The organism is Sphingobacterium sp. NPDC055346 (assembly GCF_053645235.1).
Map to the genome: position 1 here is coordinate 838,237 of NZ_JBSHMI010000001.1, position 23,414 is coordinate 861,650.

The window sequence follows — 23,414 nt, forward strand, 5'->3', positions numbered from 1 at the left end:
AGAACTTTTGTTTAAGTCGAATTAAACTTTGCTCTAGAGGATTAAGAGCTTATCAAAAAATTTTGTAAAAACTAAACAATAAATTTATCCAGCCTCTTTCAAGCTGTTGCCCTATTCATTTAAATTTCGAATTGCATTTCTAATTAAAATAGATTTTTTTAAACTATCTAAAGCTGCATAAAAGCTGAAAAAAGAACCGATTAAAAAAACTGAAAACAAAAATATTGTACTCCAATCATTAAAGTCTAAATTTTTTGTATTAATAAACCTTACTTTAAGATCATTATCAATTTTATAATAATGATTATACTTTAATTTCCGTTCAGTATTTAATTTATCATATAATGTCTTCGCTTTTAATGACGGAAGGTCAATTTCTTCAATCGACAGTGTGTTAGGCGAAATAAACCTAATTTTACCTCCTGAGCTATAAAAATTAACTGAATCCTTCTTATTATTTGGATCATAGGCATCCAGTAACTGTTCTGTATAGATACTATCAATCTGTATATCTTTAAAATATTGCCAATTATTATCTGGAGAAACCTTATTATCCAAATAATAATAATCAACCCCAAATTGTGGCCTATTTTCTATTGAATTCTTAAAATCTCTTATTTGAGCATAAGTAAACATAAATAATATGGCAGAAAGAGCCGCTAGAAAACCAAAACCGCCTAAAAATGATTTATTATCGCGATTGTAAATTATAGGTTTTCTTGAAACGTTTAATATGCGATGTCCAAAGTATATATCCCTAGTCTCCGATTCAAGTAAAAAGTCAATTTCAAATGAATCTCCAGACTTGAAATAGGTATTCGTGATTATTATCTGATTCTTATGAACCCGGATAGTAGGTTTAAACCCAGTGGAATTTTTAATTATTTTTAAATTATGCCACTTGCAGTTTTCACTTTTATTATAAATAATAAAGGGCTCTTTTATCTCCGTATTTCCAACATCATGTGGTCCCCTATAATATATTACACAACGATAATGGTATACATTAGCGTTTACCTTTATGTTGTTCAGTTTAATTTCTATATCACTAAATTGTTTTAAGGCTACATCAGAAACTCTTTTAATTACCACAAACTTTGAGGTTTTTATAAAAAAATATCCATACGCTGTTACGATTATTCCAAGTACAGCTAATGCATGATTTAAGTCCAGAATACTAAAAATATCTATTATGACCATTTGCGTTAATTACTTTCTTTAAAATCAGATGTTAATATTTCCTCAAAATAAATAATTTAATAAAACTAGTTGCGATTTGGAATGCTTAATATATGGTCTTCCTAGAATGCGATTAATACTTCGACTTTGCTTTAGTTTAGGTCCAGCAATTCAAAACTAGAGGAAATTGCGATTGAAGTTTAGAAAAGGACTTTGTAGCTAAATTGGGAATATGAAAAAATTAATTAGTTATAAAACTTTAAGATTTCCAATACCTTTTAATGATAGAAAATGAATTTGTATAGGATCGGTATGTTAATATATTAAATCTCTCGATCCATAAATAAACTCTCCGAATATGAATAAGCCATATTTAGCCTTTCCGATAATTCAGAAAATTGTCTATATTTATCTTAAAACAGCTATTCTCGCTGCTAAAAATCCCCTTTTTCATGACGTAGCGGATATGGACGATATAACTTCTCAATAATTCTATCCTTGTTGCGAAAAACTAAGGAATGCCTAGGATTAGTTAAAATATCATTATCAGTTGACCACAATTCAAATTTCTTATGTGGAGAATATTGTACAGCAATTTTATTTTGCAGCTCTAGTCCCCTCAATTAATTATATGAAATTTTAAATGTAATTAATAAAAAAAGACAATTATTGCATTAATATTCAACCTCTTCCAAATTGAATTTTGCACAAATCTCATAATCTAATTCGTTTATTATTTTATAAAGAGCTGGAATAAGGAGTTCAATATAGGCAAAATCAAATTTCAACACCATCCCCTCAACAAATCCTTTATTAGGGAATAATTTAATAAATTCTTTAGAAATTTTACTTCTATTGTGAACCGCTAAATTTCTTTGTTTGATTAAAAGATTAATATCGTCAGCCTTCTCCTTAAAGATTAATATTCCTATTCGTTCTTTAAAAAATTTTTGAATATTGTCTATGTTTTGATAGAATAGCGCTTCAATTTTCTTGCTAGCAATTTCCTTTATCATACTAGGATAGTCATCGAAAGACAAAATAAAATCCAATTTTTCGGTTTCACTAGAGCTTAATACTTTAGGGTTCTTAAACACAATTTCAGATAAAATATCTTTAAAATAACTTTCAAAGTTATCTATTAACCTTATATACATCATTATGGAAAGCATTCTTTCATAGTGATTAACTTTTAAAAACTCCTCTTCTCTTTTACTATCTAGCTCATACGAAAGATCCAATTTGTTATTGAATTCTCTGAGCTTTTTAACAGATTTCAGAATATCTTCGTTAATTAAAGAATTGCTAACCTTTAAATATAATAGGATGCGCTCAATACTTTCAAATTCAACTGCCGAATTTATAAATGATTGAGTAGCACTATTAATTTTTTTATTCATTCTAATTATCTTGTTACTTTGTCGGTTTATCAACTTCTTATTTTGATCAATTTCCTTAAGGAAAGATAATGTGACGGCCCTTTGAGTTCTATTCTTTTTTGCATAGCATGTTTCATAATTTCCGAAACTCTTATAGGTATAATACCAAACCTTGATATTTCCATATTTTGCATGAATATTTTTATCAAACAGTTTGAATATCCTTAAAATTCTAAATTAATCTTCTTCAATAATCTTCTTCAATACAACATCATCGTAAAAACCAGTTATACCTTCTTTATTTGACAAATATTCAAAAATTTCAATATTTTCGAGTTGTTGTATTTCCTTTATACCTTTAACAATAGTTCGAAGATAACTTGAGGCAGGATTATTGCTTTTCTGAATATTGAATTCATTTGTAATAGTAAATATTGGAAAACCAGACTGCTCACCTAAAAAAAGTAAATTTCCATACCATGATTTCTCTTTAAAGATATATGATCCCTTACTAATTGCTAAATCAAAATCCAAATATAATTCTCCTGCTGTTTTTGTTTCTTGCCTTGCTATATCAACTAATTGTTCCTTAGTTATTAGATATATCCTTCCAATTGTTGAATGGCTTTTTTTTAATTCCGTTCCAATAAATGCAACGCCACCCTTTTCCCAGGTAGACTATTCTTTAGCAAAATATAGTTCTGCATTTATAATAATATTTTCTTCGTCAATAGGTAAACTCTTATCAGTACAACCTTCATAAATTGTATTTGCCCCAGCAGGTTGACCTCCTTGAATGTAACAGTAGAAGCGATCCTTTAATAGATTAGATCCGTAACATGCGTACCAAACTTTGTCGTTTTTATCCATCATAAATTAATAATCATTAGTTTTCAATAATGTAGGTTTTCAAAGTAATTTTCTCAAAACAATATTTTTTTAAGCCAATAATCTAACAACACCTCTTTCAAATAAAAGACCGACTATTTTTGGAGGCTAGAGGACCCGGAAACAAAACTGATTTCAGACGTTAAGAACCAATAGTAGGTGCCTTTAAAACTTGTAGAAAAAATTAAATTCTTGCTTTTATTAAACAACACCTTTTCAAGACAAATAATTATTCAAAAGAGGTGAAACTAATAAATTTACACGATAAAAGAAGCTTGAATAATCACAGGTTTAATATTTATCTACATAATAACTTTCACGAAAAAAAAGCAACTTTATCAGGTCGCTTTTTTCGGTATCCCTTGGGAGAATAACACCTACTGGGCATCAATCTCTTTATCAGTAATTAACAACTATATGTTTCCAAAATCATCGAATCACTCACTGCTTTGACATACGTTTTTGCTATATAGCTTCATATCAAGTTTAATAACAATACGTCAATATCTTTAATCTATTTTAATAAGAAGGACATACTATTAATCTACCAAATACCATCTGGAATTATTATTATTTCAACATTGCTATATTTACAAAGAGTTTTGAAAAAATTAATAATAAGAAATTATTTGACATTTTATTTTTTAAGTATCAATCTAGAAGGCGGTTTTCTAAATTGTATTAGAGATTACTATCTTTTTTTGTTTTCCACCATTGTCTTAGTGCTATTATTTTAGGTTCTCCAACATTGATTAATCCTTTTCCCGAATCTAATTTTTTGATTTCTGTTTCAAGTTTATATTTACTGCTTGGTGTACCTACAAAATTACAAATTGCCTTATAATCTTTGTTTTGAATATTCAAGCAAATTGGTAACTTAACTTGTGATGCAAAATCAAAATCTTTTGTTTTGTAATCTTCAACACCTTGTGATAGCATAACTACAATAACTCCTTTTGACCTTAGAAGTCTTAACAAATCTTCAAGCGCTTTTCTTGCGTTTTTGTTTTTTAGATAGATATGAGCTTCATCAATTACGATTACATATCTAACTGGGAAAATATGCTCTTTAGGTTCACAGTCATTTGTGGAACTAAAAAATGAATTAAAATATCTGAGCAAAAGGAATACAACTAACTGACGCAATGTGTCGGAAAGTGCAGGTGGTAAATTCAAATATAGACTTTTGCTTAAAACATCAGGATTATTCAAATCACAATTAAAAATGTTAGTAGATAAATCTCTTATCACAGAGTACAAGGTATCTTGTCTAATTCCATTTTCTTCGTAATAATTTTCTAAATCGTTAAATAATTCAGCTATTGTAGGATATTTCCCGTTTTTACGATCTAGTAAATCATTAATTAAACTTATCAGTATGTTTTCTTGACTAACACCCATTCTTGGAACGAAAGTAGAAATAGTATCTACAAATGCACGAATGCTAAAAGGTCTTTGTCTTTCATCTAAATTTATGGATAAGAAAGGATTAAAGTCAATTCCGCCATCATTGACAATATCGACAAATTCAGCTTTTGTCGCTTCTAAAAATGGTTTTAGTTGTTCTGGATTTCCTTCTCCTTTGTAATCGAAAAATATAAATTTCAATTCATTCTTTGAGTTTTTAGAAATCTGAAATAGAATATCTTTTATTAGTTGTGTTTTCCCCGAACCTGCCATTCCTGCAATTGCAATATTTCTATTGTCAAATTCTCTAAGATCATTAATTTTAATTACAACTGGTTCATCATTTTCTGATTTTCCAATTTCAAATGACAGCAATTCTTGAAACTCTTTAACTTCTATTTTTTTTACATTATTAGAAATATGAGCAGTATTTGATCTTAAAGTCAATCCTTTTTTTATAGATTTTATAAGTAACGAAATATGGTCTCCCCTTGTTATATCACAGTTTTCTAATTGCTTAATCCATAAGTCTAAACCATCTTTTAAATGCAATTTATAAAGTTTAATAAATTCACTTTCAGAAAGTTCTTTCTTGTAATGTTGATCGAAAATAGTTTTATATAAGACAAGATTGTCAATATCATTTATCAATCGACCAAAAATATTACTTGTAGGGGTATACTCTCTTCCATTTTGAGGAAGGGTTGCGGCTTCATCATTAAAAATTTTGCCTTTTTCAATACTAAATGAAAGAGCTATTCTTCCAGTTATAGTATCTCTCTTGAAATTATAGACCGTAGTAATTCTATCTAATAATTCTGTACTTTCCGAATCTATTCTGAATCTAATCATCGTTTACTGTATTGAAATAACCGTTTTTTAAATTAGTATTTGCTCCATCGTTTACCAAAAGGTATGATTTAGAAATATGATTTGAAATATCCTTAAATCGCTTCGGGGTAATCTCACTATTGGTTGAGAAAAGTACCACTTGTTCTGATAGAGTAGGATAGTATTTTTTAGTAATGCTATCTCTGTGTTCTTCATCAAGTCTTCCTAATGGTGTATCAATAAAAATTGGTAAACCTTGAATGGATTCATTAAGAATTGCTTTAATTAAACACGAAATGTAAATTTGCTTTTCTCCTGATGATAAACTTTCTTTTCTGATTTCATTGTCGTCTTGGTCAAGTAAAGCGATTTTCATTCCTTGTCCAGAAGCCAAAATTGTAACTTTGACATCTTCGATAAATTTACTGTTGTTTTCTTCGCTAGAAAGTTTGTGCATCAATGTTTTTAACTCGATAAGAATAGTTTTTTCTAAACTATCTTTATGCCTACTCTTTTGCTCTTCTAAAAAAGTATTGAGGGTATCAATATACTTTTCAGTTTCTTTGATTTTTAATTTGTTTTGAGCGTTGATTTCAACTTTACTTCTGAGTGTTACAAGTTCTTGATTAAACCGGGTTATATCCTTCTTTACTTTATTTATTTGTTGAGTATTCTCTCCGATTTTTCTATTGTATTCTGTGGTTTTGTTTTCGGCTGTTTCTTTTTTAGCCAAATAATCTAAAACTATATCGTCCACTAAATCTGCATCAACTTTACTAAGAATTTTCATCAATTCAGATTTTCTTGAATTAATTACATTAAATTCCTCAATAGTGCTTTGAAATAAGTCGCTCGATTGAGAATGGACGAGATTAATTGCCTCAGAAATTAAACTCTTTTCAGCGTTGTTTAAATCGTGTTCAAATTCTAAGTCTTGATAATCACCTTCGGTGTTATACAATTCACTTCCTAAACGTTTAGCTTTTTCATAATAGAAACTTTTGTCCCTGAAAGACATTGTTGAATTTTCAGGATCAGGAGGTTTATTGAAAAGTAATTCAATGAAGTTTTCTATTTTTTCTGAATTCTCTTTTGTTGATTTTTGAGTCATTTCGTTTGTTTCTTGAAGTGAAATATGCTCTTTTACTTCTTCAAGTTTTCCAGCTAAAATTGTCAAAGGAATAATCTCGCTTAATTCTGTAAATCTTTCACTAAGCTCTATTTCCTTCGATTTTAATTTATCAATTTCAGTAACAATTGTTTCCCTGTCAAAATTAGAACTTCCTAGTTTACTGTTCTGTGAAATTAAACTATCAAACTTTCTAATTTCCTTTTTTAATTCATCAATTTCTTTGAGTTTCTCGGCATTTTCTTCTTCAAGTTTTTCAATTTCCAAATTTGATAGGTCAATTGCTTTTTCTTTATCTACTATTTGCTCTTGAAGATTTCTTGCTGCTCCTTCCTTCTTTAAACTATTGATATAAAAAACAAAATCATCAATTAGTGTTTCGTAATTGTCTAATCCTAATATTTTTCCAAGTGCATCATTAATAAAACTTCCTTCCTCTCTTATTGATAGATTGGCTATTTCAGCAATTTTCTCTGCATCAAAAAACACAAACTTTGCAGCATCTATTGGAATAATGTAATCGTTAATGAAATAGATTTTTTCTTCTTCGTTGTCAAAAATTTCTAAATTTGATAATGGGTCAATAATTGACAGTTTTTCTTCTGTTGTTGATGTATTTCTTGATCTAGTTATTAATACTTTATCTGCATTTGATGGTAGTTTTGAGATATCGGGTAATTCAATTTCTTCAACCAAAATACTTACTGAAAAGGTATCAATTCCTTCTTTTTGAGCAGACCAATTTATTGATTGTTGAATAAATGAAGAATAGTTTTTCTCTTTCTGTATTTCTTTTTTGAAATTGTCGTCTATTTGAGAAATTTTTTCTCCGTATAAACACCAAACTATAGAAAGTAAAAAGTTAGTTTTACCGTATCCGTTTTTACCACCAATTACTACAATATTTTTGTACTCATTAGTAGATAAATCAAAATTAACAGTCTTATAATACTGTCTGAAATTATTGATTTTTATATTAGAAAATTTCATATTATAGCTTTTTCGATTACGTCAACAATTTTTTGCTGATGGTAATTAATACGTTTAATTTTTTTTGACTTAACTGAGTCTAACATTGACTCTAAAGAATTGTAATCAACACCTTTCGTAGAACAAATCTCTTTTAGTCTTTCTTTTTGATGAGTTTTATTATCTTTTATTTTCATACCACTCTTTAAGTTGTAATAATTTTTCAAACATTTTCTTTCGATCCTCTGTCAATGTGTTTTTTTGATTTTTATCTTTTTGAATATTAAACCACCTATATAGAGAATTTTCCTGTTTAGTTCCTTTCTCAGAATAGGGGAACCTGCTATTTTGTGAAATAAAATTTTTCAATTCTTTGTATCTTTCTTCCCAGTCTTTTTTAAAAACTTTTTTGCTTTCTTGTTCTAAAAAGTAAGCCGAGTATTTTTTCTCTCGTAAACCTACTAAGCGCCCATTAAAAAATGAGAAGGAGTTGTAAGGGTCAATTTTCAAATTTTGGTAAATACTATTCTCATTTGAGTTTTCTCGGAATTTCAATATATGAACTGTTAGATCTTTAATATGAATTGGATGTTCAAATTGGCTTAAATATTCTCTTACTATATTTTTAATTGTCCCACCTTTTATATTTTCTTTCTCTGATTCCCAAATTTCTAAACCATATGTACTTTCTCTTCCAAAATAAATTATACCAATATTTTTTCGTTGTAAACTACCTCTTAAAGCATCTGAACTCTTTGTTATTGAGGGATCTGCTTGGTTAATAATATTATATATCTCCTCAACTTTACTAGGTTTATTCAATAGTACTAATGCATCTATAGCATATTCGTATACTTGTTTTATAGTGTTCCTTTCGAAGACGATGTTATCGTCTAAATCTAGATATATATCAAATTCATCTCTAATTATTTTTTCACAAATCGGAAATAATCTATTGATATCTTCCAAATTAATTAAATATAAAAATCTGCTTAAATAACTCTTGAAGTTAAATATATATTTATCATATATCCTATCTTCTAAACGACAGTTAATATCATTAACAAACGCAACAAAATCAAAGTTTATCGTTAAGGAAGATTCAATTAAATATACATCCTTCCAAACATGGCGTCCTTTTGGCTTAGTTAAATTTACAAGTAATACATCTGATAAGTCACCTATTAAAATATGCGTATCTTTGTAAAAAAAGGATATTAGATATTTTAAGAATTGTTTTGAAAAATTGATCTTACTAGAATTATTTATTGTAAATATAATTTCATTAGATATATTTAAAAATGATGAATTATTATCAAGATTATATACTTCTTTAAAGTCATCTTTAAATGACTCAATAAATTGAAATTTACCACTTAAACTATCAAAAATACTATTTCTCAATTGCCTCACTCTTTCTCTGGTTAAATTTGCTTTAACAGCAATATCTTCCATTGAAAAATTTTTATTTCCTTGATATATATTGAATAGATTTCTGAAAATTTCATTATTGTTACCTGGAAATATGTATTGACTTTTTATTAGTTTATCGATTAGAATAAATACTGATTTTGAATGAACAAGATCAAAATCAATATTTACACTTTTAAATCTACTCCGTAATAGTATTTCATTTCTAATATCCATTAACTCTTCAATTGATTTAGCCTTATGAAATTTTATTGAATAATCTTTTACCAATTCTAAAAACCTAATTATCTCATCCGATGACTTTTCTCCTACATTTTGTAAATCTCGTATTGCAAAAGGTTTATGAAATAAATTATTTTGGTATATAGCCTTTATCGTTATATTGTTGTTTAAGAGTACACCTAAAGCATTCCTGCTTCTGGCGGACAAGCAACTGAAATTCAAAGCTATAATGCTATTAAAAAGATCTTTATGCTCTCTGTTAAGATTATTTATTATATCACCAAAATCATTTAAAACTTTATTAACTATATTTTTCCCCGAGATATATTTTATGGATAATTTCGTTAATTCTCTGTCAGAGTTCACACCACAATTCTTTAACTTAATAAATGACTTATTCAAATGGTAAAATTCTGTAATTGATTTAATATCTAGTAAGCCATTGACTTTACAGATATTATATGATCTTACAGAAAGATCTTCAAGATTAGTAATTTCATCTAAAGATAACTTTGGAATATGTTCAATTGTATCAGAAAAACTCATAGGTATAATTGGAAATTGGTGATTTAACAGTTTTAAAAATAATTAAAATAAGTGATAAAAAATAATTGAAATTTTGAGCAAGCGGAAGTTGGGCAAGCCCTGGATTTCCACCCTTTATGTTACGCATTCGAGCTTTTGAGCATCCTCCAAGGATGCTTTTCTCTTATTTTTGCTTCCAATCCAACTTTTTAGAATTTTTTAAGAAATTCCCTATGAAATGTTTGACTAATTGGCAGGTTAAGGGACAAGTTGTAAGTCTCTACTTTTTCGTCATAACCATTTATAATATTTTCTTTTTTCATAAATTTAGAAATTACAGTAGACCGTTGCTTTAGCTAATCCTAGATTGAAACTTTAGACTTTTTAATTCACCACTATCGCACATACTTAGCCAGTAGCGGCATCTATATAGCGATGAATTAACAAGCAAAGATAAATTGAATAGAATATCATTTTACATTGGACTTGTTTTAATAGCAATTAGCTTCATTGGTTGTGTTTTGAGTTACTATCTTTTAGTTTTTGGCATACCAACATTTATTATTGGAGCAATACTGGTTTTAATATCAAAACAACCTATTCAAACAAAATTACTCACGACATTATTACCTATTGTTTTATACTTCCCATTTACTTTTTTGTTCCTATATTTCTACAATTATTCAACAGCAATGACAATTTTAATCCCTGAAAATTTTGAAGGAAAATTGCGAATTATGTATGACGAAAATTGTGGAAGTAATTTTGAAAAAATAGAGGGTGTAAAAACTTTGATCTTCCCTGAAAATGGGATATTAGTTCTAAACGAAGAGTTCAATAGCCAAGCTAGTTACCATTATTATTTGGTTGACGACCAAGGAAACAAAAATGAAATACTAGAAATACTTGAGTTCAAAGACAGAATTAAAAAGCGATCTAGTGTCTTAGCTGGTGGTTCAGGAACAATGTATCAAGAAATAGACGATAAACCAACAGATAAAATAAATGGAATAACTTTTTCTGATTTTTATATATACAACAAAGATTCCCTTGACAGAAGCGATTATAAAAGTCAACAAAAATTCGACTCATTGACAAGAATAATTCTCAAACAGTGCAGGCAACAATAAAAAAACAGTCTCTAATAATGTCAAAATCCAGCAAGGTGTTTAAATCATTAACAACCTGCCTTGCCATATCATTTTCCCGTGAATTGCTAATTATGACTACCCTTCTGCGAATGAATGTTCCATAGTTATTAATCCGTCATAGGTCTAGCTACTTAATACTAATTACTATATACTAAAAAAAGCGACTTTTTCAAGTCGCTTTTTTTAGTAGCCCGTAGGGGAATCGAACCCCTGTTTCAAGAATGAAAATCTTGCGTCCTAACCCCTAGACGAACGGGCCATTTTGCTTTGGTGATGCAAATATAGAAGCTTTATCTATTCTTCCAAAATATTTTCACTGGCAAAAATATAACTCATTGGCTTTTAAACCGATATTTTTATATAAGATCGAATCCGATGTCGGTTCTGAAGTACTTTCCTTGGAAAAAGATGCGTCCAGCGTCGGCGGCTGCCTGTTGCAAAGCGGAGAACAGGTCATCTTCTAGTGCAGTAACGGCTAGAACCCTACCTCCGGCAGTCAGTACATTCTGACCGTCTAGTTTAGTTCCGGCATGGAATACGATGGATTCTTTCACGTTTTCGATGTTGGTGATCACCTTGCCTGTTTCGTAATTTCCTGGATAACCACCGGAAACAATCATTACGGTTGCTGCCGTTTTATTGGTCACGGTATAAGAGCGCGTTGCCAGGTCTTCATTGGCCACACCTTCCAAAAGGTCAACGAGGTCAGATTCGATACGAACCAATACAGATTCCGTTTCAGGATCGCCCATACGCACGTTGTATTCAATTACGAACGGTTCCCCGTCTACATTCATCAGTCCGATGAAAATAAAGCCTTTGTAAGGGATGTTATCCTTTTTCAGCCCATCTACGGTAGGTTTGATGATGCGGCTCTCTACCTTGTCCAAGAATGCCTGATCTGCAAAAGGAACCGGTGATACCGAACCCATACCGCCTGTATTTAATCCTGTATCCCCTTCGCCGATACGTTTATAGTCCTTTGCGGAAGGCAATACCTTATAGTCATTCCCGTCGGTCAATACGAAAACTGAAAGTTCTATACCTTTCAGGAATTCTTCTACGACCACCACATCACTAGCGGCACCGAATTTAGCATCATTGATCATGGCCTTCAGTTCCGCTTTCGCTTCTTCGTAATTATCGATGATCAATACGCCCTTTCCTTGCGCCAATCCATCAGCCTTCAAAACGATCGGAAGATTTTGGGTATCTAGATAGGCCAAGCCTTCTTCTAGGTTTTCTTTATTGAAGGATTTGAAAGCAGCGGTTGGGATATTGTGGCGGATCATAAATTCCTTGGAGAAATCCTTGGATCCTTCCAATTGAGCGCCTTCTTGTTGCGGGCCGACAATAGCAATATCTTTTAGATCTTCCCTAGAAAGGAAGAAGTCATGAATACCTTTCACCAATGGTTCTTCTGGACCTACCACGATCATTTGCACTTGGTTTTTCAAAGCAAAATCAGCGATTCCTTCAAAGTCGGTCACTTTTAAAGGTACATTTTCACCGTACTGTCCAGTTCCTGCATTTCCAGGAGCGATAAATAATTTGCTTAGTTTAGGGCTTTGCGAGATTTTATAGGCAAAGGCAGACTCTCTACCTCCAGAGCCGATGATCAGAATATTCATACCGCAAAGATATTGAAGCAGATGAGAAATCCGCTCCCAAAAAAGATTTTTACATAGATTCTTTACAAATTTTCGTATAATTATAAGGATTTAGCCGACTTAATTATGAAGAAACTCACAGCCATCTTGGCTTTCCTGTGTTTTATCAGTTTATTTAATCCACTAGCTGCTCAAACTTCAGAATCCTTTCAAGAAAAGATGGATCTGTATTCAGGAAAATTCCCTCAAGAAAAGATCCACATCCAAACCGACCGCAATAATTACGGTGCCGGAGAAACCGTCTGGTACAAAATCTATTCGACGATCGGACTGGAAAATCAACTCTCCATTCTTTCCAACATTGCCTATGTGGAATTGATCAGCCCGACGGGCGAGATTGTGTCACAAAAGATCAATTCCCTGTTTACGGGCGTATCTGTTGGCGATATGTTGCTTGCGGACACCTTGGTAGAAGGTTCATACCGCATGCGGGCGTACAGCAATTGGATGCGGAACAGCAGCTCTGACTATTATTTTGAGAAGGTGTTGAATATCGGTAATGTCCGTTCGGACAATATCATTGGCAGCAGCAAGCTTATCAAGGAGGGGGAAAATGAGTTCTATCTCTTAAATTTCGAAAATCCAGAAAACAAAAGTTGGGAAAAGACTTCTGTTGGCTATACGGTGATGGACGGGGATAAGGTAGTCGACCGAGGTCGGGAGTCCTTGCAGCCTGATGGGAGCATCAGGATCAAGGTGACCGATAAAAATCGGGGGAAACCGCTTTCGATTCGTTTCAAGAACCTAGATGGATCCATTGTCAAGAAACTGATCAATACGAATGTCTTTGATTCTGGGAATTCGGTCCAATATTTTATGGAGGGTGGGCAAATTGTCAGCAATGAACTGAATAGAATAGCCATTAAGACCTTGAATCCGCAAGGATTGGGCATAAAGGCGGATATCACGATCATCAATTCGAAACAAGATACCGCAGCCGTGCTGAGCACCAACGAACTGGGCATGGGTTCTGCACCCTGTTATTTTGAGGAGGGTGAAAGCTACCAGATACAGACTAAATTTAAGGATGGCAGCCAAAAGACCATCAGTATAGATGCGGTTTCTGGCAACAATATCTCCTTGGCCATCAACAACAGCAATTCGGATAAGGTCTTTGCACAGGTCAATATAGCTGAAGGGAAGATAAACAATGAAGAACTCTACCTCATAGTCCAACACCTAGGCAAGATTTACTATATGGCCAAGAATAAGGCCGGACAAGCGAATGTCCTGTTCAATGTACCGCGTAAGGACCTGCCTATGGGTGTTCTGACGGTGAGTTTGCTGAACAAGGATTTTCTTCCTCTTTCTGAAAGGGCTATTTTTAACTATAATAAAAAGTCCATTTTACCTGCTGAGGTGAAATTGAACAAGAACAGTTATGGCTTAAGGGAAAAGGTGAACACGGAGATTACCATTGGGAATACGGAGGATAGCATTCGCTTCTCTGCATTATCGGCTTCTGTCGTTAACCTAAAGAACTACAGCGATGATGTTCCCAACTCGGTGAGCATACTAAGTTCACTCTTTTTAAATGCAGATATCAAGGGTTTCATTGAGAAGCCAAGTTTCTACTTCAATGCAGATGGCACTGTCAAAGCTGCGGATCTGGACAACCTGATGTTGACCCAGGGTTGGCGGAAGATTTCGATCAATAAATTGGATTCGCTCAGCAATGCAAAAGCGGAGTTCGACGAAGAGAAAGGGATTACCATCAAAGGGAGCATCAATAAGGTGGGCAGAAAGGCACCGGTTCCCAATGCGAAAATACAGCTGATTTCCACGAATAACTTTATGGATTACCTGGATACCACAGCAAATGCGGAAGGTGAGTTTGCCTTTAAGAACCTGTTGTTTCCGGACAGTGTCAAGTTTTTATTGTCGGCAAGGAATGATAAGGGGAAAAACTTTGTGGACATCATTGCGAACCCTTTTAAGGAGCCAGCCATAAACTTCGGAAAGAACCAGCCCTTGATCTTGAATGACATCAACAAACTGAATGCGGATCAATTGCTGGCCAGTAAAAAGTTCTATGAGCAACTGGAGAAAAAGGGGATCATGGAAAAGGTATTCCAGATTGAAGAGGTAACCGTTCGGGCACAACGTCCAAAAGCGGCCGCCAATTCATCTAACCTGAATGGTTCTGGCAATGCGGATCAGGTATTGACAGCGGAAGACCTTACTACCTGCCCTAGTTTGGAGATGTGTCTAAACGGCAGGCTGACCGGTGTGGTATTCCGTGGAGGCATTCCTTACAGCACGCGTAGCAATGGACCGATGCAGCTGGTGATAGATGGGATGTATGTGGAAGGTGATATGCTATCCAGCATCAACCCCATCGATATACAGAGCGTCGAGGTGCTCCGGAACATTAATTACACCTCCATCTACGGTAGCTACGGCGGCAATGGTTTGATCATTATCACCTCCAAAACAGGTAGGGACGCACGTAGTTCGGCCTATCAGCCAACGGGAATCCTTTCGATTTCTCCAAGAGGAATTTCCTTGACCAAGGAATTTTACAAACCTGTCTATGAAGCGAATTCGGAAAGCCAGTTCCAAACGGACCTTAGAACGACGATACATTGGGAGCCGGGGATAGTATCGAATGAAAAGGGTATTGCTCATTTTGATTTTTACACTTCGGATGAGGCCGGAACCTATAGAATGATCATTGAGGGCTTGGACTTCAATGGCAGGATATTGAGAAGGATATTAGAGTTTGAAGTTAAATAATAGAGAAGGGCCCATTCATTTGGGCCTATTCTTTTGATAATCTTATTCTAACATCAATATATCTCCACATTACCTTATAATAAGCGCTAATTTTTTATCATAACGTCTAATTTTTCCGTAAATTTCCATACTTAACAAATGGAATTCATATGGGTACATTCTTAAATACTCAAGTATCAGAGAACATCTGTTACATTCAATTAGATCGAGGAAAATCCAATGCCATGCATCTGGAAATGATCGAGGAAATCACGACTACATTCAGATCCCTAAAGGAAGATCCATCCGTTTTTGCCGTTGTCCTTCAAGGTAAAGAAGGTTTCTTTACTTCAGGCCTGGACCTGATCACGCTCTTTCAATACGACGAGGCACAGATGAAGGCCTTTTGGGAAAAGTTTATTGACCTGATCGAAGAACTGGTCTCTTTCCCTAAGCCTTTTATCACGGCGGTTACAGGACATAGTCCAGCAGGTGGCTGTGTGTTGGCCCTTTGCTCCGATTACCGTGTAATGGCAGCTGGAGAATATATCATCGGATTGAATGAGGTGCCTGTAGGCATCATTGTCCCTAGCAGTATTTTTGAACTTTATGCCTTTTGGATCGGTTCAGGCAATGCGGCGCGATTCTTATTGGAAGGCAAGCTATTGACTCCGCAGGAGGCTTTGAACGCAGGTTTGGTTGATGAGGTCGTTGATTTTGACCGCATCCAGACGACTGCAGCCAGAAAGGCCAAGCAATACCTGCAGTTTGAGCCCAACGCATGGAGGGCATCGAAGTTGAATATCCGCAAGCATCTCTTGCAGCAGGTAAAAGAAACCAAGGGGGCTGCCATTGAGCAGGTCCTAGAGCGCTGGTGGGCACCGTCCACAAGGGCAATCTTGAAAGCAATAATCGACAATCTCACTAAAAAATCATAAATATGGCAGTACAAGGAGCTTTACAGCAGGATGCCCTGAAAGGTAAAACAGTGGTAGTGACCGGTGGTGGAACTGGATTGGGGAAGGCGATGTCCGTCTATTTTTCGGAATTGGGGGCCAATGTGGTCATCACGAGCCGTAAACTGGATGTTCTGGAAGAAACTGCCAAAGAAATCCAGGCCAAGACCGGAAACCCCGTATTACCTGTTGCCTGTGATATCAGGAATACGGAGGAGATCAAGCTTGTGCGGGAGAAAGCCATCGAGATCTTCGGGCAGGTTGATGTATTGGTGAACAATGCCGCAGGGAACTTTATCTCGCCAACCGAGCGTTTATCTGCGAATGCTTTTTCTACCATTATCGATATCGTCCTGAAAGGTACGGTAAACTGTACTTTGGAGTTTGGCAAGCACTGGATCGAAAGGAAACAGGCTGCCAACGTACTGAATATCGTGACGACCTATGCCTTCACAGGTTCGGGCTATGTGGTACCTTCGGCCGTTGCAAAAGGCGGTGTGGTAACCTTGACCAAATCCTTGGCGGTTGAATGGGGAAAATATGGCATTCGTCATAATGCGATTGCTCCCGGACCATTTCCTACCAAAGGGGCTTGGGACCGCCTACTACCTGGCGAATTGGCCCAGAAATTTGACTTTAAGAACCGAGTTCCATTAAAACGTGTTGGAGAACATCAGGAATTGGCAAACTTGGCAGCTTTCTTGATATCTGATTTTGCAGGTTATATCAATGGCGAGATAATCAGCATAGACGGAGGAGAATGGCTACAAGGAGCCGGTCAGATGAATGGCATGGAGGCCATCCCTTCAGAAATGTGGGATACAATCGAGCAAACTATCCGGAAAAACAACAAATAATCATGATCAAAAATTACGCAGTGGGACTATTAGCCTTTATTGTGCTATTAGGTTCCTGTAATAACTCATCAAAAACAGCAACAGCCCATCAGGACACGGTAACGCGAGCAAGCCTGAACCAACCTGAGGAGATCCAACAGATTTCGGAGGTGATTACAAGGTTTGTGCGTGCCTACCTCAGCCAAGACAATGAAAAGGTCAATGCCTTGATCCATCCTGAACATGGCCTTGCCATAATCTATCGTCCTGGGGTGATGGATGAATTCAAATTAGTGGACAGCTTTGATGTTCAAAATCCTGTTCCCGATTCCTATCCCTATACTACTTTTGAAAACGACAAGACCTTGACCTTTGAGGCATTGCCTGAATTTCTATGTGATACGGATAAATGGACCAAATATGGTTTCTCTAGCGATACGACCGCGACCAGCGTGACACATCTGCTGGATACCATCATGAAGTACCAAGGGGAATTCAATGGTGCCAAATACGATGATAAGACCTTGGAAAGGGTTTCCAAATTGGAGGATGGCAGTTATCGCGTTATTTTAAACCCTACGGATGAACACTTTTTGGTTTTCCATGTTAAACAGTTTGAAGGCTCTTGGTATGTAACTGTACTGGACCGTTCTTATGGCAACTGCGATGCCTAATTAATAATTACACTAATATATTTACCTTAAAAAATGTAACCACATGGGTACTCTAGATAAAGAAACACAAGGAAGAATCAATCAATGGCAAACGGATGAATACGACAAGGACACCGTTTCCAAAGTAAAGGCATTGGTAGACAACAAGGAAGAGACGGAATTATTGGATTCGTTCTATAAGGAACTGGAATTCGGTACTGGTGGTCTTCGCGGCATAATGGGCGTGGGATCCAATAGGATGAACAAATACACGATCGGAAAAGCGACCCAGGGCTTGGCGAATTACCTGATCAAGCAATTCCCAGATCAGGAAATCAAGGTTGCGGTATCCTATGATAGCCGAAACAATTCACAGGAGTTTGGTCAGTTGGTTGCCGACGTTTTTTCAGCAAATGGATTTCAGGTCTATCTGTTCAAGGAATTGAGACCGACGCCGATGTTGTCCTTTGCTGTACGCCATTTCAACTGTCAAGGCGGGGTGATGTTGACCGCATCGCACAATCCAAAGGAATACAATGGATATAAGGCATACTGGAATGATGGCGGGCAATTGGTTGCTCCACATGATAAAAATGTAATCACTGAGGTGAATGCGATCTCTTCTGTGAAAGAGATCAAATTTGAGGGAGTTAAGAAGAATATCCACTTGGTGGGAGAAGACTTTGACCAACTCTATATAGATGCGAACAAGAAATTGAGCATACATCCTGAAGCCGTTAAGGCGCAGAGCGACCTGAAGATCGTTTATTCTCCAATCCACGGAACAGGTATCACCATCGTTCCAAAGATGTTGGAAGCATGGGGCTTCAAGAATGTTCAGGTTGTTGAGGACCAAGCTAAACCGGATGGTAATTTCCCTACGGTGGTCTATCCAAACCCTGAAGAGGAAGAGGCTATGTCGAAGGCTATGGCCATGGGTCAGGAAATCGATGCTGATGTGGTTATGGCAACAGACCCAGATGCGGACCGCGTGGGTGTGGCAATCAAATTGCCATCAGGCGAATTCCAATTGATCAATGGTAACCAAATCGGTAGCTTGTTGACCTATTATGTGCTTTCTTCTAAAAAGGACCTGGGTCAGCTAAAGGCTAACCAATATATCGTAAAAACCATCGTTACTTCGAACCTATTCTCGGATATCGCGAAAGCATTTGATGTGAAAAGCTATGAAACTCTAACAGGCTTCAAGTTTATCGGAGAGGTCATGACGAAACTGGAAGGCAAGGAAACCTATCTAGTGGGCGGTGAAGAGAGCTACGGTTTCTTGGTTGGCGATTTAGTACGCGATAAGGATGCTGTTAACTCATGTGCCTTTATCTCGGAGATGGCTGCCTATTTCAAAAGCCAGGGTAAATCCCTGTACGATGTCTTGTTGAAATTATACTTAGACTATGGCTATTACAAAGAGAAACTGATTTCCCTAACTAAAAAAGGCAAGGCTGGAGCTGATGAGATCAAACAGATGATGGCTGATCTACGTGCTGACCTTCCAAAATCGTTGGGCGATATCGAGGTTGTCGAGGTTAGGGATTACGAAACTTCAGAAGCGACGGATATGGCGACAGGTAAGAAGTCTAAAATTGACCTTCCTAAATCCGATGTGCTTCAGTTTATCACCAAAGATGGCGATGTAATTTCTGCCAGACCTTCTGGAACGGAGCCAAAGATTAAATTCTATTGTTCGGTAAGGGAGAATCTGGAGTTTACCTCTGAGTTTGGTCAAATTTCAAACCGTTTGGACGATAAAGTGAGATTGATGATGGCTGATATAGTGAAAGATTAATGGAGAAGTGGAAAACGATTGATTCGAAATACATTATTCAACGCCCTTGGGCCACTCTACGCGTCGATAAGCTAGAGATGCCCAATGGCAACATAAAAGAGGAGTACTACGTACTGGAATACCCTACTTGGGTCAATATGGTTGCTCTGACGGAAGATAATCAGGTTATCTTCGTTAAGCAGTACCGTCATGGTGCCGGCAGGATCATGGTTGAGCTTCCAGCGGGTGTGGTTGAAGATAACGAAGATCCTGAGATAGCGGCAAGGCGGGAGCTGTTGGAAGAAACGGGCTATGCCTTTGATGATATCAGCTATGTCTGTGAACTATTTGCCAATCCAGCGACTTCGGGAAATATCACCTATACCTACCTCTTGACCGGCGGAAGGAAAGTGCAGGAACAGGACCTAGACCCTTCGGAGGATATTGAAGTGGTATTAATGGACTTGGAAGAGGCAAAACAATTCCTTTTTGACAATAAAATCGGACAGGCACTGCATAGCTCTGCCCTATTCTATACATTGAAAAAGTTAGGCGAGCTATAATCTCGCCTAACTTTATTCTTTATACCAACCTCTTTACACAATTATTGACGCTGTTTTCGTACCTTTGCCGCATGGCAAGAGAAATTTACGAAACCAAGCGCAAAGCGCTTAAAATCAATCTTAACGCTGATATTTATGGTACATTCGCAGAAATTGGCGCGGGACAGGAAGTCGCTCGTAATTTCTTTGAAGCAGGTGCAGCGTCTGGAACCATTGCAAAGACCATCTCTGCATACGATATGGCATTCTCCGATGCCATCTATGGTATCGAAGAGTCCGGAAGATACGTGAGCCGGACCCGACTGACCAAAATGCTGGACCATGAGTATAGCCTCCTTACAGAGCGCCTACAGGGTGAGAAATACAGCAGTAAAAAATTCTTTGCTTTTGCCGATACAGTAACCACATTGAATTTTACGAAAACCAATGAACCTCATGGATGGATCGGAATCCGATTCCAACATGAAGTGGATGGACCGACCAACGATATCATCATCCACGTCAGGTTATTGGACAGTGACAATAGATTGCAGACCAAAGTCCTTGGTATTTTAGGTGTAAACCTTGTATTTGCCGCCTATTACTACGCAGAGAACCCGCAGACGATGATTGAGTCCCTAGTGGACAATCTTTCTGTAGGCTCGGTAGAAATTGACCTGGTTAAGGTTTCAGGGCCTCTTTTCGCAAATGCAAATGAGCGCTTATTGAACCTATACCTGATCGCAAAAGGTTTCTCGAAAGCAGCGATCTTCAAACCGGATGGAAAGGCTGCCCAAATCAAGGATTATCTTTATAAAAAGAACATCATTATCCTACGTACGAAGTATCGTCAGAAGTCCAACCCAAACTTTGACCTGTTTAACTTGGCCGTTGAAGAGTTCTTGAAGAACACAAAGGCGGTTCCAGAGAATACCGTCGTGCTGATTGAGGTATTGATGGGGAATGTGCTGGATGAAAACAGCGTGATTTCAGATGAGGATCTGATCTACTTCGCTGAACGTGCGGAATACCTTTGTTCTACAGGTAACAATATCTTGGTTTCCAACTTCAGAAGGAATAACCATTTGGCTGAATTCGTTCAGACCTTCAAGCCGAAACATGTGGGTATTGCAACCAACGTTTCCAACTTGAAAAACATCTTCAATTCGGATAATTACAATAAGGAAAACTATACCAATGAGCTGTTGAGTTACATCTCAGGTATGTTTAGCAAGAACGTTAAGCTTTATGCTTACCCTTATTTGGATAAAAAATCAGAGAAGATCGTTACGACGAAAAACCTTCCTGTTTCTCCAGAAGCAAAACCATTGTTTGATTTCTTGATCAACAACAGATACATTGTTGATATCGAGAACTACGATGAGAAATTCGTTAAAACTGTTTAAATAGTATTTAGTAGTAAGTATTTAGTATTTAGACCAAAAACGTCCTTTTCTTTTGAGTATTTAGTAGAAAGTATTTAGTATTTAGACAGGTAGGACTCCCTAAGTCTAAATACTAAATACTAGGTACTAAATACTCTAAAGAAACTTCTTAAAGATCGAATAAAGGATCTTGAGGTCATGTTCGGTGAGGTTGGCACTTGTGACATCCATCTGGGTATAGTGCTGCTTAAATCCCTTGATAGCGGCATCTAGGTTCTTCACATCATAACCAATGATCCTTAATGCAATCTTAGGATCAAAGCCCATTGGAGGATCTTCCAGGACATCATCATACCAATATCCAAAACCTTTATCTGCCAATACCTTCCATGGGAACCTTGAAGGGTCGTTCTTTCTGGTTGGGGCATAGTCCATATGTCCGATAAAGTTCGCCTGTGGAATTTTATAGGTTTCCTTTAGGTAGGAAAGCAATTGGACCAAGGCGTTGATCTGCACTTCTGGCCATGGGTCACTGATACCGTTGTTATCCAATTCGATACCGATGGAAGAGGAGTTTAGGTCAGTGTCATTTCCCCATCTTCCCAAACCTGCATGGTGCGCACGGTAAAGGTCGTTGACCATCTGAACAATCTTTCCGTCCCTACCGATGACATAGTGTGAACTTACGCCCACTTTTTCATTATGGAAGGTCCTGACGGTTTGGTCCAGGTCCTTTTGAGCAGTGTGATGGATCATCACATAGTTTGGCTTGCGGACACCAAAATTGGTTGAAGCAATCCATTCCTTATTGTTGGCCGCAATCTTTTCTACCTGTCCCTTTACAGGGGCTTCCCTATAAAGTTCTGAGAAATCTTTGGCTTTCTTTTTATATATCTTTTCTGTGCTGGCATACTTCCCTCCGCCACAAGAACTTACCAATACAGCAAGTGAAAAATAAACAATGTATTTCTTGATCATATCCTTTTGTTAAACATTCTCTTACAAGGGATCAACCACAAACTCTGGGCGATCCATTCCGGGTTCCAATTCAATAATCTGAAGGTTCCTGAATTCCATTTTAGCCCCTTCAGCTTCTAAACAAAGATAACCTTTTCGTTTGGAGGCAAGCCTGATACTGTTTACGAATTTACCGTTAACCGCTAATTTCACCGTCCCGTCCACACAGACAACGGTGTATTTATTCCACTCTCCTACTCCGAGGCACCTGTTTTCTAAAGACTTACTTCTTTCGCCCCTTGGGTTGTCTGGTGATGCGGTCATCCCTCCGGCTCCGAACAATTCACCGTGGACATAGGCAATTGGCTGTTGCTTGCCATCTACTGCATTGATATTTACCCAGTCCAACTCCAACATCTGCACTTCCATTCCCATCGGAAGCCTGCTTTTCGGGTCTGCCTTGGCATCGCACCATACAAAAATCCCGGAGTTGCCGCCTTTCTCCAGATGTCTCCACTCGACATGCATGATAAAGTTCTCATACATCTTCTCCGAACGTACTACACCTATCGGATTACCGCTGTTCTGCAGAAGGTTTCCTTTCGCCTTCCAAGTGGTATCGGAGGTATTGACATCAATCCATTGGATAGCCTTGCCCTTGGTTTTGGCGTTTAAGATGGATTCGTCAAAGCTCTTTTCCACTCCAAATTGGAACAGCTTCTTTTGTGCTTCTGCAAATTGAGTACCTAAAAGGAATAATACAAGAATCGATAATAGAGATAGGTAGGTTTTCATGATCAAAATCA

General features: G+C 36.3%; 19 protein-coding genes and 1 tRNA gene. 8 read left to right on the plus strand and 12 right to left on the minus strand.

Annotated elements, in window-relative coordinates; genetic code table 11:
• Nucleotides 1–111: 111 nt before the first annotated feature.
• The 8 genes from ACWICE_RS03530 to ACWICE_RS03565 all read right to left on the minus strand — a co-directional run bounded on the left by ACWICE_RS03530 (nucleotide 112) and on the right by ACWICE_RS03565 (nucleotide 9,981).
• Nucleotides 112–1,200: a hypothetical protein gene (locus tag ACWICE_RS03530; protein WP_454297661.1), complete on the minus strand. Its 1,089-nt coding sequence runs from the start codon at nucleotides 1,198–1,200 to the stop codon at nucleotides 112–114.
• Between the two features lie 653 nt (nucleotides 1,201–1,853).
• Nucleotides 1,854–2,579, minus strand: coding sequence for a hypothetical protein (locus ACWICE_RS03535; protein ID WP_454297662.1), 726 nt, complete (start codon nucleotides 2,577–2,579; stop codon nucleotides 1,854–1,856).
• A gap of 216 nt (nucleotides 2,580–2,795) precedes the next feature.
• Nucleotides 2,796–3,092, minus strand: a complete 297-nt coding sequence (locus tag ACWICE_RS03540; protein WP_454297663.1) for a hypothetical protein — start codon at nucleotides 3,090–3,092, stop codon at nucleotides 2,796–2,798.
• Between the two features lie 144 nt (nucleotides 3,093–3,236).
• On the minus strand, nucleotides 3,237–3,431 hold the full coding sequence (locus ACWICE_RS03545; protein WP_454297664.1) for a hypothetical protein: 195 nt from the start codon (nucleotides 3,429–3,431) through the stop codon (nucleotides 3,237–3,239).
• A gap of 696 nt (nucleotides 3,432–4,127) precedes the next feature.
• Nucleotides 4,128–5,705: a DndE family protein gene (locus ACWICE_RS03550; protein ID WP_454297665.1), complete on the minus strand. Its 1,578-nt coding sequence runs from the start codon at nucleotides 5,703–5,705 to the stop codon at nucleotides 4,128–4,130.
• Nucleotides 5,698–7,803 (minus strand): hypothetical protein, encoded by a 2,106-nt coding sequence (locus ACWICE_RS03555; RefSeq protein ID WP_454297666.1) that lies wholly within the window; start codon nucleotides 7,801–7,803, stop codon nucleotides 5,698–5,700. Before ACWICE_RS03555 ends, ACWICE_RS03550 begins: the two co-directional genes overlap by 8 nt.
• Nucleotides 7,800–7,979, minus strand: coding sequence for a DNA modification system-associated small protein (locus ACWICE_RS03560; RefSeq protein ID WP_454297667.1), 180 nt, complete (start codon nucleotides 7,977–7,979; stop codon nucleotides 7,800–7,802). Before ACWICE_RS03560 ends, ACWICE_RS03555 begins: the two co-directional genes overlap by 4 nt.
• Nucleotides 7,963–9,981 carry a helicase associated domain-containing protein gene (locus tag ACWICE_RS03565; RefSeq protein WP_454297668.1) on the minus strand — a complete coding sequence of 673 codons (2,019 nt, stop codon included), beginning with the start codon at nucleotides 9,979–9,981 and terminating at the stop codon, nucleotides 7,963–7,965. The genes ACWICE_RS03560 and ACWICE_RS03565 overlap by 17 nt, the downstream gene beginning before the upstream one ends.
• Before the next feature lie 437 nt (nucleotides 9,982–10,418).
• On the opposite strand from ACWICE_RS03565, the gene ACWICE_RS03570 reads away from it, so the two are divergent.
• The gene (locus tag ACWICE_RS03570; protein WP_454297669.1) at nucleotides 10,419–11,090 is read left to right on the plus strand and encodes a DUF6843 domain-containing protein; all 672 of its coding nucleotides are present in this window, start codon (nucleotides 10,419–10,421) and stop codon (nucleotides 11,088–11,090) included.
• 208 nt (nucleotides 11,091–11,298) lie between these two features.
• On the opposite strand, the gene ACWICE_RS03575 is transcribed toward ACWICE_RS03570, so the two are convergent.
• A tRNA-Glu gene (locus tag ACWICE_RS03575) sits at nucleotides 11,299–11,370 on the minus strand.
• A gap of 97 nt (nucleotides 11,371–11,467) precedes the next feature.
• A complete protein-coding gene (gene purD, locus ACWICE_RS03580; protein WP_454297670.1) occupies nucleotides 11,468–12,742 on the minus strand; it encodes a phosphoribosylamine--glycine ligase in 1,275 nt (424 codons plus the stop codon).
• Between the two features lie 105 nt (nucleotides 12,743–12,847).
• On the opposite strand from purD, the gene ACWICE_RS03585 reads away from it, so the two are divergent.
• The 7 genes from ACWICE_RS03585 to ACWICE_RS03615 all read left to right on the plus strand — a co-directional run bounded on the left by ACWICE_RS03585 (nucleotide 12,848) and on the right by ACWICE_RS03615 (nucleotide 21,672).
• On the plus strand, nucleotides 12,848–15,517 hold the full coding sequence (locus tag ACWICE_RS03585) for a TonB-dependent receptor plug domain-containing protein (protein ID WP_454297671.1): 2,670 nt from the start codon (nucleotides 12,848–12,850) through the stop codon (nucleotides 15,515–15,517).
• Between the two features lie 149 nt (nucleotides 15,518–15,666).
• On the plus strand, nucleotides 15,667–16,434 hold the full coding sequence (locus tag ACWICE_RS03590; RefSeq protein WP_185212803.1) for an enoyl-CoA hydratase/isomerase family protein: 768 nt from the start codon (nucleotides 15,667–15,669) through the stop codon (nucleotides 16,432–16,434).
• 2 nt (nucleotides 16,435–16,436) lie between these two features.
• Nucleotides 16,437–17,309 (plus strand): SDR family oxidoreductase, encoded by an 873-nt coding sequence (locus tag ACWICE_RS03595; protein ID WP_185212802.1) that lies wholly within the window; start codon nucleotides 16,437–16,439, stop codon nucleotides 17,307–17,309.
• 2 nt (nucleotides 17,310–17,311) lie between these two features.
• Nucleotides 17,312–17,962, plus strand: coding sequence for a hypothetical protein (locus ACWICE_RS03600; RefSeq protein ID WP_454297672.1), 651 nt, complete (start codon nucleotides 17,312–17,314; stop codon nucleotides 17,960–17,962).
• A gap of 43 nt (nucleotides 17,963–18,005) precedes the next feature.
• Entirely contained in the window at nucleotides 18,006–19,745 is a 1,740-nt protein-coding gene (locus tag ACWICE_RS03605; protein ID WP_454297673.1) for a phospho-sugar mutase, read from the plus strand.
• Nucleotides 19,745–20,287, plus strand: a complete 543-nt coding sequence (locus tag ACWICE_RS03610; RefSeq protein WP_185212799.1) for an NUDIX hydrolase — start codon at nucleotides 19,745–19,747, stop codon at nucleotides 20,285–20,287. The genes ACWICE_RS03605 and ACWICE_RS03610 overlap by 1 nt, the downstream gene beginning before the upstream one ends.
• Before the next feature lie 71 nt (nucleotides 20,288–20,358).
• The gene (locus ACWICE_RS03615) at nucleotides 20,359–21,672 is read left to right on the plus strand and encodes a nicotinamide mononucleotide adenylyltransferase (protein ID WP_185212798.1); all 1,314 of its coding nucleotides are present in this window, start codon (nucleotides 20,359–20,361) and stop codon (nucleotides 21,670–21,672) included.
• Nucleotides 21,673–21,807: 135 nt separating this feature from the next.
• On the opposite strand, the gene ACWICE_RS03620 is transcribed toward ACWICE_RS03615, so the two are convergent.
• Complete coding sequence (locus tag ACWICE_RS03620; RefSeq protein ID WP_454297674.1) at nucleotides 21,808–22,629, minus strand: N-acetylmuramoyl-L-alanine amidase; 822 nt, start codon at nucleotides 22,627–22,629, stop codon at nucleotides 21,808–21,810.
• A 21-nt stretch (nucleotides 22,630–22,650) separates the two neighbouring features.
• Nucleotides 22,651–23,403: a 3-keto-disaccharide hydrolase gene (locus ACWICE_RS03625; RefSeq protein WP_454297675.1), complete on the minus strand. Its 753-nt coding sequence runs from the start codon at nucleotides 23,401–23,403 to the stop codon at nucleotides 22,651–22,653.
• Nucleotides 23,404–23,414 lie beyond the last annotated feature (11 nt).